General features: G+C 63.4%; 13 protein-coding genes. 5 read left to right on the top strand and 8 right to left on the bottom strand.

Going from position 1 to position 13,887, the window contains the following annotated elements:
* Window positions 1-19 precede the first annotated feature (19 nt).
* The 4 genes from Pla111_RS04100 to Pla111_RS17610 all read left to right on the top strand — a co-directional run bounded on the left by Pla111_RS04100 (window position 20) and on the right by Pla111_RS17610 (window position 4,609).
* Entirely contained in the window at window positions 20-2,140 is a 2,121-nt protein-coding gene (locus Pla111_RS04100) for a site-2 protease family protein (protein ID WP_146571692.1), read from the top strand.
* A gap of 92 nt (window positions 2,141-2,232) precedes the next feature.
* Window positions 2,233-3,180, top strand: coding sequence for a DUF481 domain-containing protein (locus Pla111_RS04095; protein ID WP_146571690.1), 948 nt, complete (start codon window positions 2,233-2,235; stop codon window positions 3,178-3,180).
* A gap of 164 nt (window positions 3,181-3,344) precedes the next feature.
* Window positions 3,345-4,067: a 3-keto-disaccharide hydrolase gene (locus tag Pla111_RS04090; RefSeq protein ID WP_146571688.1), complete on the top strand. Its 723-nt coding sequence runs from the start codon at window positions 3,345-3,347 to the stop codon at window positions 4,065-4,067.
* Window positions 4,064-4,609 (top strand): methylated-DNA--[protein]-cysteine S-methyltransferase, encoded by a 546-nt coding sequence (locus Pla111_RS17610; protein ID WP_146571686.1) that lies wholly within the window; start codon window positions 4,064-4,066, stop codon window positions 4,607-4,609. Before Pla111_RS04090 ends, Pla111_RS17610 begins: the two co-directional genes overlap by 4 nt.
* On the opposite strand, the gene Pla111_RS04080 is transcribed toward Pla111_RS17610, so the two are convergent.
* The 3 genes from Pla111_RS04080 to Pla111_RS04070 form a co-directional block, all read right to left on the bottom strand.
* On the bottom strand, window positions 4,584-6,284 hold the full coding sequence (locus Pla111_RS04080) for a PQQ-dependent sugar dehydrogenase (RefSeq protein WP_146571684.1): 1,701 nt from the start codon (window positions 6,282-6,284) through the stop codon (window positions 4,584-4,586). The genes Pla111_RS17610 and Pla111_RS04080 overlap by 26 nt on opposite strands.
* A gap of 31 nt (window positions 6,285-6,315) precedes the next feature.
* Window positions 6,316-7,584 (bottom strand): hypothetical protein, encoded by a 1,269-nt coding sequence (locus Pla111_RS04075; protein WP_146571682.1) that lies wholly within the window; start codon window positions 7,582-7,584, stop codon window positions 6,316-6,318.
* Between the two features lie 65 nt (window positions 7,585-7,649).
* Entirely contained in the window at window positions 7,650-8,354 is a 705-nt protein-coding gene (locus tag Pla111_RS04070; protein ID WP_146571680.1) for a 16S rRNA (uracil(1498)-N(3))-methyltransferase, read from the bottom strand.
* Between the two features lie 166 nt (window positions 8,355-8,520).
* Between Pla111_RS04070 and Pla111_RS04065 the strand changes: the two genes are divergently transcribed.
* Entirely contained in the window at window positions 8,521-9,342 is an 822-nt protein-coding gene (locus Pla111_RS04065) for an AAA family ATPase (protein WP_146571678.1), read from the top strand.
* Here Pla111_RS04065 and Pla111_RS04060 read toward each other — a convergent pair.
* From Pla111_RS04060 to Pla111_RS17405, 5 genes are all read right to left on the bottom strand, one after another.
* Entirely contained in the window at window positions 9,339-10,667 is a 1,329-nt protein-coding gene (locus Pla111_RS04060) for an MFS transporter (RefSeq protein WP_146571676.1), read from the bottom strand. The genes Pla111_RS04065 and Pla111_RS04060 overlap by 4 nt on opposite strands.
* A 64-nt stretch (window positions 10,668-10,731) precedes the next feature.
* The gene (locus Pla111_RS04055; protein WP_146571674.1) at window positions 10,732-11,232 is read right to left on the bottom strand and encodes a hypothetical protein; all 501 of its coding nucleotides are present in this window, start codon (window positions 11,230-11,232) and stop codon (window positions 10,732-10,734) included.
* 317 nt (window positions 11,233-11,549) lie between these two features.
* The gene (locus tag Pla111_RS04050) at window positions 11,550-11,951 is read right to left on the bottom strand and encodes a hypothetical protein (RefSeq protein ID WP_146571672.1); all 402 of its coding nucleotides are present in this window, start codon (window positions 11,949-11,951) and stop codon (window positions 11,550-11,552) included.
* Between the two features lie 21 nt (window positions 11,952-11,972).
* Window positions 11,973-12,992 carry a DUF2380 domain-containing protein gene (locus tag Pla111_RS04045; protein WP_146571670.1) on the bottom strand — a complete coding sequence of 340 codons (1,020 nt, stop codon included), beginning with the start codon at window positions 12,990-12,992 and terminating at the stop codon, window positions 11,973-11,975.
* Window positions 12,993-13,508: 516 nt separating this feature from the next.
* Window positions 13,509-13,887, bottom strand: a 379-nt coding sequence (locus tag Pla111_RS17405) for a ParB/Srx family N-terminal domain-containing protein (RefSeq protein WP_231930712.1), incomplete at its 5' end; no start/stop codon positions are given.

Genomic DNA, 13,887 nt, shown 5'->3' with positions numbered 1-13,887 from the left:
CTCGCAACGACCGGTTTTTATGGATCTCGTTCTCTCGCTGTTACCGCTCGCCGCGCTGGCCGACCTGCTCAATACGGCGATGGTCATCGGTATCACAGCGCTCGCGCTGGGCTTTGTGATCTTCGTCCACGAGCTAGGCCACTTTGCCGTGGCAAAGCTCTGCGGTGTGCGCTGTGACAAGTTCTTCATTGGCTTCGACGTCGGCGGCTACAAGATCAGCCGCAAGATCGGCGAAACCGAGTACGGCATCGGTGCCCTGCCGCTGGGCGGCTACGTGAAGATGTTCGGGCAGGACGACAACGTGGCGAACCTGGCCGATCAGATCGAACAGTCCAAGCAGCTCGAGGGCTCGCCCCACGCCAAGCAGATCACCGGCCCGGGAGGCGAAAAGCTGTGGGTTGATCGGCGCAGCTATCTCGCTAAGAGCGTCCCGCAGCGGATGGCGATCATCTCGGCGGGAGTGATCATGAACGTGATCTTCGCGTTCCTGTTCGCTTGGATCGCGTACGGCGTGGGCGTTCCCGAGACGCCGGCGGTGGTGGGATCTGCCACCCCGGGCGGAGCCGCCTGGGAGGCGGGCTTGCGCACCGGCGATCGGATCATCGATCTCGCTGGTCAGCCCAACCCCACCTACCGCCAGCTGCAGCAAGCCGTGATCCTTGCCGACCTCGAGGCCGGCCTGCCGATGCGCGTGAAACGCGCCGACGGGGCGGTCGAAGACTTCGTCGTGAAGCCGAACATCGTTGGTTTGGCACCGATGATCCAGGTGGCCTCGTCGGTGACGGCCGAAGTGGCCCAGCGTGGCGATTCAACGACACGACCGTTCACGCCAGCCGAAGGAACCGACTTTCAAGCCGGCGACCTGATCACCGCCATCAACGCAGAGCCGGTTGCTTCTTACGCGGATATCGCCCGTTTGTCGCGTCTCAACAAATCGGAGCCACTCACCTACACGCTCCAACGCGTCAAGGGCGACACGACAGAGTCTGTCTCCGTTTCGCTCCCACCGAACCCCATGGAAGGGCTGGGAGTTGTGCTGACGCTCGGTCCCGTGAGCGCCGTGCAAGCGGACTCGCCCGCGGCGGCGGCCGGCTTCAAGGTGGGCGATCAGATCGTCGCGATCGATGGCGTTAGGCTCGCCGGCTTCGAAGAGGAAGAGGGTGCCTTGTCCGATTCGGATACCGAGGCGGCCCTGGACCCGCTCACACTCGACGATCGGCTCGCCCCCGCGGCGGCGGCGCAACAGAGCGTGGCCGTCACCCTCCAGCGCGACGGAGAGACCGCTCCCGTGACGCTGAGCGTGATTCCGCGACCCGTAACCTGGGAAGGGGCACCGGGCGGCGAGACGCCCGCCAGCATCGAAGCGCTCGGCGTGGCCTGCTCACTAAGCCCCACGATCGCGGCCGTAGTGCCGGGCAGCCCGGCCGCACGCGAAGGCATTGCCCCCGGTGCCGAGCTGCTCAAAGCGACACTCGTGGGGTTCGGCAAATCGGAAGCGAAAAAAACGCAGGCTCCCCAGCGGATTTCGATCGAGCTGAGCGGCGGCAAGCAGGCGTGGCCCGAGGTGCTCTGGGCCCTGCAAGACCAGGGTCCCGACTTCCGCGTCGAGCTGCAGATGGCCACCGGCGAGGGAGACGCCACCCGCACGGTGTCGCTCAAACCCGAGTCCGTGGAAGACGCTTACTGGTCTCCCCGCGGCATCGAGCTGGAACAACTGAGCGAGACCCGCCGGACCGACTCGTGGGCTGAACGCTCGAAGCTGGCCTACAACGAAACGCTCTCGCAGCTGTCGGGCATCTTCCGCTTGCTGCAGAAGCTCGGCAGCCAGGTCTCCGTTAAAGCGTTGGGCGGACCCGTGATGATCGCGAAAGTGACCGGTCAGAGCGCGTTCGAGGGCTGGGGCCCGCTGCTAATGACGCTCACCATGTTCAGCGCGAACCTCGCCGTGATCAACTTTCTGCCAATCCCGGTTCTCGACGGCGGTCACATGCTGTTCCTGGCTTACGAAGGCCTCACCGGCAAGCCCGCCAACGAGCGCATTATGGTCGCGCTGCACGTGGCGGGGCTGGTGTTCTTGCTGGGGCTGATGGCCATGGTCTTTACGCTCGATATCTCACGGCTGCTGGGAATCGCCCTGTAAAGCTGCGATGAGCGCCGATCCCTTGGCAAACAGCGCTTAAGTTGCGCATCTCCGGCTTGCGTCGTGCGCGAGGTTTGCGTTATTTGGCCCGCATGAATCGCACGACTGCTGCGCGCCGCTGGTTCGGCGTGATATCGCTGCTGGCACTGCTGGCTCCGCAAGCCGGAGCGCAACCCCTGCCATACCCCGATGCCAACGGCATGCTCACCTATGAGCAGCTACTGGCACCGCTGCCCGATGGACCGAGCCTATCGGCAGGCAGCTCAGACGCCACCGTTTCGGTCGTCGAGGGGACAACCTCGGCCTCAAGCGATGCGCTCACGGGCGTTGATCCGGCCGAGCCGGAAGTGGTGCTCAACTGGTACCAACCGAGCTACTGGTTTGGGCCAACACCGTGGGACTCAGGCTTTGAGCTGGGCCTCAACGGGGCGAGCGGCACGAGCGAATCGGTCAGCTTCCGCACGGGCGGCTTTATCAAACGCGCGGGGGACGACTACAAGTTCAACTCGACCCTGTACTACAACAAGACCAACAGCGAGGGCATTGAGATCCAGAGCAACGCGCTGCTGGACGTCCGCTACGACTGGCTGTTCGGCGACTCGCCGTGGACGATCTTCCTGATGTCGCAGACCTTCTACGACGAGTTTCAGGCGTTCGACATCAACTTCAACGTGAACAGCGGTGTGGGTTATCGGTGGTTGAAGACCGAACGCAACCAGCTCACCACCAGCTTAGGTACGGGTGCCTCGCGTGAGTTCGGCGGCTCGCGCGACGAGTGGGTGGCAGAAGCCAACTTTGGTATCAACTACGAGTTGAAGCTGACCGAAGGCAAGAAATTTTACGCCAAAATGGATTACTTCCCGGAGTGGGAAGACTTCAACGCGTACCGCGTGCTGTCCGACGTGGGGCTGGAGATCGAGCTCAACCAGCCGTCGAACATGAGCCTCAAGTTCTCGGCAACCGACCGCTACGACAGCGATCCGGAGGGCGTTTCGCCCCACAACCTGAACTACTCGGCGCTGCTGATCCTGAAGCTCTGAAAAAGCTATTCAGCAGCAGGGGATAACGGCACCGGAGGCGACCCGGTGCGATCGCGGGGTGCCCGGTGCGCATTGGCCCGCCGTTTGGCGTAGAATGAGCTGCGTTGTGGAGCGGGGTGCCCCGCCGCCGCGCATCTTGTCCGCCAACCGGAAACACCCCCCCGATGCTACGCCCCTTTGCTGCAATTTTAATTCTGGCGGTTTTCGCGGCTCCTGTGCGAGGAGCTGACGACGGCTTCGCCGACTTGTTCGACGGCGTCTCGCTCGCCGGCTGGACCCAACGCGGAGGCAAGGCGATCTACACGATCGACGCCAAGGCCGAGGGCGGACCGCAGATCGTCGGCACTAGCGTCAAAGGCACCCCCAACTCGTTTCTGTGCACCGAGCGCGACTACACGGATTTTGTGCTTGAGTTTGAGGTGCAGGTCGATCCGGTTCTCAACTCTGGCGTGCAGTTCCGTAGCAACTGCTACGACAAGGCCTGCACGATGACGCTGGTCGACGGCAGTGGCGGTACCTACACCAAGCACTGCGCGGCGGGCGTGGTCCATGGTTACCAAGCCGAGATCGACCCCACGCCCCGCGCGTTCTCGGGCGGGATCTACGACGAGTCGCGGCGCGGATGGCTCTTGAAGCCCGAGGGGTCCGCATACGCCGCAGCGCGGGCCGCCTTCGACCCGGCCGGCTGGAACCGCTACCGCATCGAAGCCCGCGGCGACTCGATCAAGACATTCATCAACGGCGTTGCGGTGGCCGACCTGCAGGATGATCTGACCGCCACCGGCTTCATCGCCCTCCAGGTGCATGCGGTCGGAACGCCCGAACAGGTTGGCAAGCAGGTCCGCTGGCGCAACCTGCGACTGAAAGAACTGGCAACTGCCGAATGACGGACGTCTTGACGGCCCCTCGACTCGTCACCGCTACGATCGCCACGCCGCTCGGCGTGGTCCATGTGGCCTCGGACGGCGAGGCGCTGCGGATGCTCGAGTTCGACGATGAGCAGCGCCGCACCCGACAGTTGTCACGGCTCGCGAAACGGCTCCACGCCCCGATCAGCAGCGGCACCGACCCCGTCATTCAGAACCTGGAAGCTGAGCTCACGGCTTACTTCTCCGGGGTAGCCGCGCCCTTCGCCACCCGTTGCGAACTGACCGGCACGCCGTTTCAGCTGCGTGTTTGGCGGCAGCTGCGCCGGATCCCGATCGGCCAAACGCGGAGCTATGCAGCGATCGCCGCGGCGATCGGCCAGCCCCAAGCGGTGCGCGCCGTGGGTGCCGCCAACGGAGCCAACCCGATCTCGATCCTCGTGCCGTGCCACCGGGTGATCAACACGGGCGGCGCGCTGGGTGGCTACGGCGGCGGGCTAGAACGCAAACGCTGGCTGCTGGAGCACGAGCGCGGGCTCAGCCAGCAGACGCTGTTCGCCTGAAGCCCGCCGCGACCGCGCAGCCCAGCAGGCCGATCACTCCCGCCGAGGGCTCGGGGACGGTGGCGGACAGGCCGGGCAGCGATTGGCCGTAGGCCGCGGCCCAGACGTCGTAGTCGCGCTGCTCGTAACGCACACCCAACAGGTCGCGCCATACCGTGTAGTCAGCGGCATCGACCTGTCCGTCTTGGTTGAAATCGCCAGCAAGCAATCCCGTGGTCGAAGCGAACCGACGGATCACCCCGTCGCGTTTGTTCAGCACGTAGAGCTCGCCATCGGGGCCCTCCTCCAGCCGGATATCCGTGCGATTGAGACCCGGGTTGCCGCTGCCGGAGCGGATCAGATCGAGCAGTGTTGTGGGGGTGCCGTTGCGCGTAAGCCGCACCTGCTCAAACGGTGCCAGATGACCGCCCTCGAGGCTGGCGAGGTTGGTAAAGTCGTCGCGCTGGACCAGCTCGTCGATGTTCACCGACCAGAGGACGCTCTCCTCAGAGAAGTCGCCGAAGAAATAGCGGCCGCGAAGCTCGGGGATCGCGTCGCCCCGATAGACCGGCCCGCCGACCACCGCGAACAGGTGGTCGTTGAAACCGTTGTTGTCGAGGTCGTGATCGTACTGCGCGACCGGGTAGGTGTAGGGGTCGGTCGGATGCGAGCCTGGCAGCGCGCCGACGGCACCGTTGCTGATGAACGTGAAAGTTCCCTCGCGCAGGTCCCAGCCGTAATTGGCTCCGGCCGCGCCCAGGTTGATCTCTTCAACCTTACCCTGACCGATGTCCGAGATGAGCATCTTGTGCTCGGCGGCCGTGTCCCACACGAACTTGTGCGGGTTCCGCAGGCCGTAAGCCCACACCTCTTGAATCGTGCTCGGCTGACCGACAAAGGGGTTATCGGCCGGAATCTGAAACGGATCGGACCCCGCGGCGATCGGATTGATACGCAGGATCGATCCGTGCGGGAAACCTTTGCCGCTGCTGCCGCTGGCCGAGGTGGAAAGGTTCTGCGCCAGGCCGTTCGGATCGCCCACGCCACCGCCATCGCCTAGCGCGACATACAGATTGCCGTAGTCTGCGTCGCCCGGCTGCGCGTTCGGGTTGAAGCCGATCTGGCCGATGTTGTGATCGTCAAAGGGTTGCCCCACGCGGATCAGCTCGCGGTAGGAACCAGGGATCACGGCCCCCGCGGCATCGACACGCCATTCGCCGAGGGCAGAGTCGTGGTTCAAGTTGGGGGGCGAGTTGAAGAACTTGGGCGCAATCTGACCGGCTGGTGCCGCGGAGAACGCGTTGCGGCTGTGCGACGTATAAAAAGTCCGATAGCCAGCTGCACCCGGCGTGTTGAAATCGGGATGGAACGCCATGCCGCGCAAGCCGGTCTGCGGGCCGAGGTTGGCGTTGTTCACTACCGAGTAGAGATTGAAGAACAGCGCGGGGGTCGGGTTGGGCGACGCCGGATCGAACGTGTAAATCGGCCCGCTTTGATCGAGCACGTACGCCAAGCCGGGCGCGCCGCCGAACACCAAATCCTCCAGCCGAGGCTTCTGCCCCAAGCTGTCAGGGATAGTGACCACGTCTTCGATCTCGACCGACCAGCTCGAGGTGGGGATCGTTCCGGTGATCGGGTTCGCGCAGGCCGTTAAAACGTTCAGCAACGCGACGAGTGAGAGTGTCAGATAACGCATGGCGTTTTGGCAATCAGAAGAAAATTTGTCGTTAACGTCGGGCAGTGCTTACGCGCAAGCGACGCGACACGGAGCGTAAGCGCTGGGCATAAGCGCCCACAGCAAGCAGGAGCAGGGCCGAGGTCGTCGGCTCGGGGACCGCGATCGCCGCCGCCCCGTCGTTTGCAACAGCGAAGCCGCTGACCCAATCATCGTAGTGGTTGGCCGTGTAAAAAGCGCCGAGCCCGTCACGCCACAGCGTGTAGTCGGCGGTGTCCACAAGACCGTCGTAGTTGAAGTCGCCCGCCAGCGAGGCGTGGGGGATCGTCACGAACTGCTCACCAGCGATCGCCGCCAGATTGATCGACGAGACGGGAGCCCCCAGGTTTCCTTGCAGCACGCCGACGCCCGAGAACTGATTCGATAGGTGGCTGTACTGGCTGTTGCCGATGAAGGCGACCAACCGCAGATCGGTCGTCGGGCTGCCCAAAACCGCCAACGGAATCGAGAACTCGATGCCCGTCATAACCGCCTGGGGATTGCCGGTCGCCGCGCCCGAGCCGCCGTTGACGCCCTGCGTGTTGCTGTTGTCGATCGCCATGCGGAAACCGATGTCGTTGAGCAGGTCGCGCTGCTCGGCAAACAGGTGGGCGTTAGGAGTACACCCAACATCGGCGTCGCCGCTGCACGCGTTGTTGGCCATATCGATTGGTTCGCCCGGGGCGAGGCCCGGCTCAACGCCGCCGGCGTTGCGCTGAAAACCAACAGCCGACTTGCGACCCGTTGGCCCCGCGGTCAGATCGCCGTAGTAGGCCGAGAAGGAATAAGTTGAGGTGTTGGTCGCGAGGATGGTTTCCGGACCGTTCGAGAAACCCACAAAGTGATCGGCGGCGAAGCCCGTGTCGAAACGTAAACCGTTGAGCCCCTGCAACGCGCCGGCACCGGCTGGCGCACTCGGGCAACAGAACGGATCAACGCCCGCCGGTGCGGCGGCTCCCTCGACCTGATTCATCCCGCCCGCTTCACTGTCGATAAAAACGCTCAGCTTGTTGTAGTTGCTCTCCAGATTGCCCGCGACAAGCACGTGCAACCGATCGCCGACAACGGCCGCGTAGACGGCGTCGATCTCCGACCCGCCAGTGGCTTGCCGCGGATCGCCGTTCGTGGCGTTGCCGTACTGCGTGTTGGTGTTCTGAATCGAGCGCGCCGGCCCGTAGAACGACGTATCACCCGTCAGTCGGCCATCCACCACGGGCTGAGCCCCGGCTGTTAACGCCGGTGCGAACGCCACAACAAGAATCCGCACCAGCACGCGACGCATCGCTACCTCAAGGAAAAAACGGCTCGCTAGGCCTCAACCAAGGTCTCCGCAACCAGCCCCTCAGTCTAATCTGAATGAGCGGGTGCCGCGCACAACGCGGCGGCCATGATCGCCGCGGTTTCGATCCGCAGGATCCGCGGCCCGAACGTCGCCACGCTCCACCCGGCACCCCGCGCGGCGGCGACCTCTTCGTCTGAGAACCCCCCCTCGGGACCGATCGCGATCACCGCCGGATCGGTGCCGATCCGCTGCGGAAAGACCGACCCGCTGGGATGCGCTAGCAGGCGTGGTCCTGTGGCCGGGGCGGTCAAAAAATCGGCCAAACGCTGCGGCTCGTCGATCCCCATCAGACGATTCCGGCCACACTGCTTGCTCGCCTCGACGACCATGCGGCGGAGTTTATCGACCGCCCCCCCCTTGAGATCCACAACCGACCGCTCGGTCTGCAACGGCGTGAGGCGGGTAACGCCCAGCTCGGTGAGCTTCTCGACCAGCACCCGCTGGCGATCCCCCTTGGGCAACGCAACGCCCAGCGTGAGCGCGAACGGCAGCTCACGATCGATCGCTTCCCGCGCCAGCACCGCTAGCGTGGCGGCGCTGCGGGTGAGACCGGTCACTTGAGCCTCGTACTCCGCCCCCGAGCCGTCGAACAGCGTCAGGCGATCGCCCACCTTGCCGCGCATCACATGCAGCAGGTGGTGGGCCTCGGGGCCGTCGAGCGTCGCGGTAGCGCCATCGATGAGCGTTTCGCAGTAAAACCGAGAAGACATAGGGGCGGTGTCGTCGAAGCGAAGAGGTGGGGCGGGATTGCTAGCACACAAGCAAGTTTGCGAACGGCCTGGCCGACGCCGATCAAGACGCCTCACCATAACGACCGATTATGCCGAAGCGGGAACGCCTCCGCACCGCCCTCTGCCTCACCGCCGAAGCTTAGCTATGTACTTACAGCACTGGGGACTGGATCGCTCGCCGTTTGCGGCATCGCCCGAGACCCCTTACCCCACGGAACCACTGGCCGAGGCGACCGCGCGGGCGGACTACCTGATCACCGAGCGGAGACGGATGGGCGTGCTGCTGGGCGGACGGGGAGTGGGCAAATCGACATGCCTGACCGCGATCGCCCAAGAGCAGCGGACCGGCGAACGGCGGGCGGCCGTCGCCTCGATCGACGCGGTCGCACTCACCGCACGCGAGCTGCTGTGGCGTACGGCGGAGGGGCTCGGTGCGTCGCCTGATGGTGCCGATCAACAGATGACGCTCTGGCGGCGGATCGAAGATCAGCTGGCCGAGAACCGCTGGCAAGACCGCGCAACCGTCCTGCTGATCGACGACGCGCAGGAGCTCGGCCCCGACTCACAGCAACAGCTCGTCAGGCTCGCGCGGCTCGACAGCTCGCCGGGTGCCCAGTGGACCATCATCTTGGCGACCTCGCCCGCTTCGCTCGAACGACTGAGCGACTCGCTGCTGCATCTGATCGATCTGCGGATCGACCTCGCACCGTGGGGCCTGGACGACACGATCGGTTATGTGCAGACCTGTCTGGTGGAAGCCGGCCGACTCGATCCGGTGTTCGACGACGAGGCGCTGGTGCGGCTGCACGAACTAACACGCGGCGTTCCACGCCATGTGCTGCGGTTGGCCGACTTTGCGCTGCTGGCGGCGGCCGGTGAGCGGGCCGTGCGGGTCGGCAAGTCGTTGGTCGATCAGGCCTTTGCTGAAACGAAGTGGGCCCCGGCGGGCGTGGCCCTGGCCGGCTAGCGGCGATCCCGTGGTTCGGGCTCATCGAGTCGCCAGGCGAAACCCGCGACCGCGGTCCGCGCAGCCCAGCCGATCAGGAACAGCCAGCCGTAGCCCGCGAGGGAGCTGTCGGCCGCGCTGATAAACTGGTCGCAGAGCCACCCTCCGAGCAGGGTCGCGGCGGCGTTCGCCAGATCGCCCACTGTGTAATAGACCGCCACATACGGCGCGTTGTTCGAGGGGTCGGCGTAGCTGATCTTGAGCGTGTCCAGGCCGATGTTCAGCGGCGCGTACGCGATCCACGCGACATACGCCATGATGATCCACGCCGGAGCCCACCACGGCGGGCCGGGCGTCGCGAGCCAAAAAAACAGCGGCCCCAGCGCAACCGTGAGCTGGGCGGCGGTCATCACTCGCCGCACGCCCAGCCGTTGTAACCAGCGTCCGCTGGAGCGCGTGAGGGCGGCTTGGCCCGCCCCCAGCCCGGCACGCAAGCCCACCATCGTGTGGTAGTCGATCCCGAGCACGCGCCACGGGTAGAGCCCCTGCGCCGCAGCGGTCAGCCCGTTGGCGAGCGCAAACGAAACGCTGTACATCAGCAGCTTGCGATAGCGTCGATCGGCAAGGGCCACCAGCAGCGTGCGAACCGGGGCGACGGGCCGCGCGCTGGGCGCGTGCGACCACGAGGGCATCACCGCCAACGGCACCGCGGCAACGATCAGCAGCAACGCTCCCACGCTCGCCGAAGCGGCCAGGGGAGTCCACCGCGGCGAATCCGGCAGCCCGACCTCCCAGGCAACCGTTAACGCAACACTCGCCGCAAAGCCGAACACCCGTCCGTAAAGCTTCCACCGCTCGCGGCCGGCGACCAAGCGGCTCCGCAGGGCGCGCGGGTAAACGTCTCCCAACCAGCTCCACAGCGCCACCGTCGCCGCGTACTCAAGCAAGTGGTACGCCCCCCAACTGAGCACCAGGACCGCGACACCCCAGCCCGTACCGTAGCGGCTTGCCTGGATCGCCGCGTAGGGAATCAGCACCAGGATCAGACCACTGGCGACATACCCCCCAAGGCACAGAGGCTTACGGCCGCAGAAGTAGCGTCCGGCTATCCGCCGCTGCGCTCCCCACGCGAAGACCGCCGGAGCGGCCAGCCGCAGCACCCCCGCCACGCGCGGCGCGGCGATAATCAGACTGATCGCGACGCCCTTAGCGCCTAGCTGCAGGGCCAGGTACGTGACCAGCGTGCTTGACACCAAGCCGTTGCCGATGGCCCACAGCAGACCGTTGGCATAGCTCAGGCAGATCGCGCGGCGACGAGCGGCGGACGAAGGGCGGAGGCGATTCACAACCCCACGGTAATTATCGGCTCAGGTGCCGGCTATTGGCCAAGTGACGGTTGCTAACGACCAACTACACGAGGTAGGCGATCTCGAACGCAACCCCCTTGAGCTTCATTTCCTTCGCAAGGCGATAGACTTTCGGCGACACCAGCACGACCTGTCTCGGCCGCAGCAGACCCGAGCGGAGGCCGACGTAGGCCCGCGTTGCTTGGACATCTAGATCTAGCACCGACGCGCGGGTAACCGACAGCTCCGATAACAGGTTAAGCCCCAGCAGGCCGCACCGAGCGCACCGGTACTCCCCCTCCGTGTCCAGGTCAGACGGTTTGTTCCCGCTCACGGTCGGAGGCGCCACCTCCGCGGCCGCCTCGGTCGCTTCAAACTGGTAGCGCCCCTCGACAAACCCCTTGGAACGGCTCGTCGAGACGACGGTCGCGAAGTTGGCTCCGGAGACGCCGCACTCTTCGAAGGCGTCCTTCACGCGCTGTGACACCACCACCTCGTCGGCAATGGTGCGGCTGAAGTCTTTCGTCTTCGGGATACGGCCCGCGGGAAGTCGTAGCGGCGTCACCTGCGGCGCACCGGTTCCGCAGGCAGGGCACGCCCTCGACTCGTCGTACTCGGTCCCACGCTCTTCGCCCCCTTACCAAGAGCCACGTCCGCCTGACGCAGCTTCTCGATGATCTGCTCCGTCGTATGCCTCGTTCGCTTCATCGAAAAAACCTCCATGCCAGGGGGCCGCCCAGCGCGGGATTCTCTCATTCAGACCGGCTCAGTTTGAGGGGGGAACGTCGCAGCCTCATAACGACCTCGCCGACTTCAAAATAAACGTCTGATTCGGGAAAGAGAGTATCGCAAGTCATTGCAGGCGGACAAGTGTGCATGCAGCTATTCGATGTCGTAGCCGGTGGCGTCTGCGAATCGCTGCACCATCGGTAGAGCCTTGCGTTCGTGCTCAGGCGATGAGAAGCCAAAGAAAATTGGCTTATCGGGTTCAACTACTGTGGTCAAATAGGCATCGCCATAGTCTTCACTATCAGCCAGTGTCAGCATGTAACTACGTGACCGATGGCTCCTCAATTCCTCAATGATTGCGTCGTAATGTTCATCTGCGTCAACCGAATGACGCTTTCTTTTTTCGTAGTATTCAATCGTTCCATCGATTGACGCGGCTCCCTTTTCGGCATCTGCAACTACATAGGAAAATACTTTCCGAAGCCGGGTAATAACTTCCTCGACTGGCAGAAAACTGTCATCTTCGGGTGCGAGACTCTTTGGCCCTTCGTCCATTGTCTGCTCAGCCTTGCAAGGCTACCTCCCAAAGGGTACGAATGGTCCGATTTGGTCTAGCTCGAACTCACCAATTAGTTCAGTTGCAAAATCTCTGGCTTCGTTGGCAGTTGGGGTTCGTCCCTCATCAGCGGCATCATCAAAGAACTCTTGCCACCTGTCGTTCCACTTTGGGTGTATCTTTCTGTGTTGATCTACAGGCACAGGCAACGTGTAGTCGTCGATAGGAATGTTGAGTCCATCTTCAAATTCGTGCCGGAACTCTTGCGGGAACACATGATGCTGTTGCGGTTTCGCACACGCATTGTGCACAAGCAATCCAAGTTCGCCAACACGGTAGACGTGTTCGAGCTGGACTTCGAGGTTGTAGACGCTCTCGGGGGGGCCGCGGGGGGAGAGGCTCGCGACGCGGGCCAGGCCGCCGGTGGTGCGGACGTGGTCGCCCGGGCGGAGCGTATCGACCCGGACGAAGTCGCGCGTCTCCTCGCACCAGACGGGGTGGTTGCCCGTTACGCCAATCGGCTCGGAAGCGCCCTCGATCGATAGGTCGAACGTCCGGGCCGACTGATGATGGAACGTCGCCGTGACGACTCGCCCGGGGCCTACGGCGATCTGCAGGCAGGGCTCAATCGCCAGGACACTAGCGAGCCCCTCAATGCCGCACTCGGGAACCTCGATATCGACTCGGCCGCCGACCTGCACGTCACGCTCGGTGAGCCATGCTGAGGGGCGGAGCATCTGCACGCTGGCGATCGTGCCGTCCCGCTTCGGGCAGCGGAGCGTCATCTTCCGCCACTGCGACGGATCGGCGATATCGACGCCTAGCCGGTGGTCCCGCTCCGCCGAGGGGTTTTCACCGATCCACACCCGCTGGCCAACGCGAATCGTCTCGATCCGCTGCTCTCTGACCTCAGGCACGGAGAACGACACTTGCGTCGCGCGGGCCTGCACAGGCTCATGAGCCGGCGCCGTGACGCTTAAACCACGCCAGAGGCACGCAACGCCGGCGAAGAGTAGGAAGATCGAGATGGCTGGTCGCATGATCGGGGTCCTACGGATTACCAGAGCTTTTGTTCAAACTCCGCCCACTTCGGATTGGCGGTAAATGACTCTGTGATGCTAGACGAATCAACGATCTGGGCGTCTTGCATACTAAACAACACCAGCGAGTGACTGCTGCAAAGATCCACTAGAAGGCGGACCCAATCATCCAAACGTGGTCGGCTCTTTCCTAGCAAGAATGTTGCATCTACTGACCTAACCGCAACACCATCGCAGTAAATAGATACATCGACTCCGTCACAGCTGTAACAGACGTAGCCTCCTTTGACAACTGTGGCGTTTAAGCCGTGCATTCGGAGCGTCTGCACTAGCGAAACACGACTCACAACCGACGCTTTCGCGTTGGAGCTTCTCACGACATCAAAAACACGAGGGTGCTTTGTGGGAACGGACGTATCGACGCTGCCTCCGCATTCAGGTGCTAGTGCGTAACCCGAGGGCACCAAACAGTATCTAATGGTGTTCCAACCCAACAGCAGCTCCTAACCAAAGCCGTTACTCAACCAAGGGATTACGGGTGCCGTCGCCCCTGTTTAGATCTAATCCGCTGAAGTCTTTCCACTCTTGTTCGGTGTACAGTTCGACGTCAATAAAGCCTAATTCTTGTTCGCGCGCCGCCATCACACGATGATTCCCGTCAAGGATGTGGTAGTTTCCGAATCTATCTTTAACCACTCGTATCGGACTCTTGTCGCTCAACGACTGGTCGAAGGGGCCCATAGAATCGATTGTGTCCCTTGATAGTGATCGTTCGTGGAATAAGAGCTCGGCGCATCCCGGGTTTAAGTTCCCATTATGCACCAGCAGTCCGCTTTCACCAACGCGGTAGACGTGTTCGAGCTGGACCTCGAGGTTGTAGACGCTCTCGGGGGGG

It is taken from the genome of Botrimarina hoheduenensis (assembly GCF_007859815.1).
Taxonomy (GTDB): domain Bacteria; phylum Planctomycetota; class Planctomycetia; order Pirellulales; family Lacipirellulaceae; genus Botrimarina; species Botrimarina hoheduenensis.
This window is presented reverse-complemented; position numbering and strand designations above follow the sequence as displayed.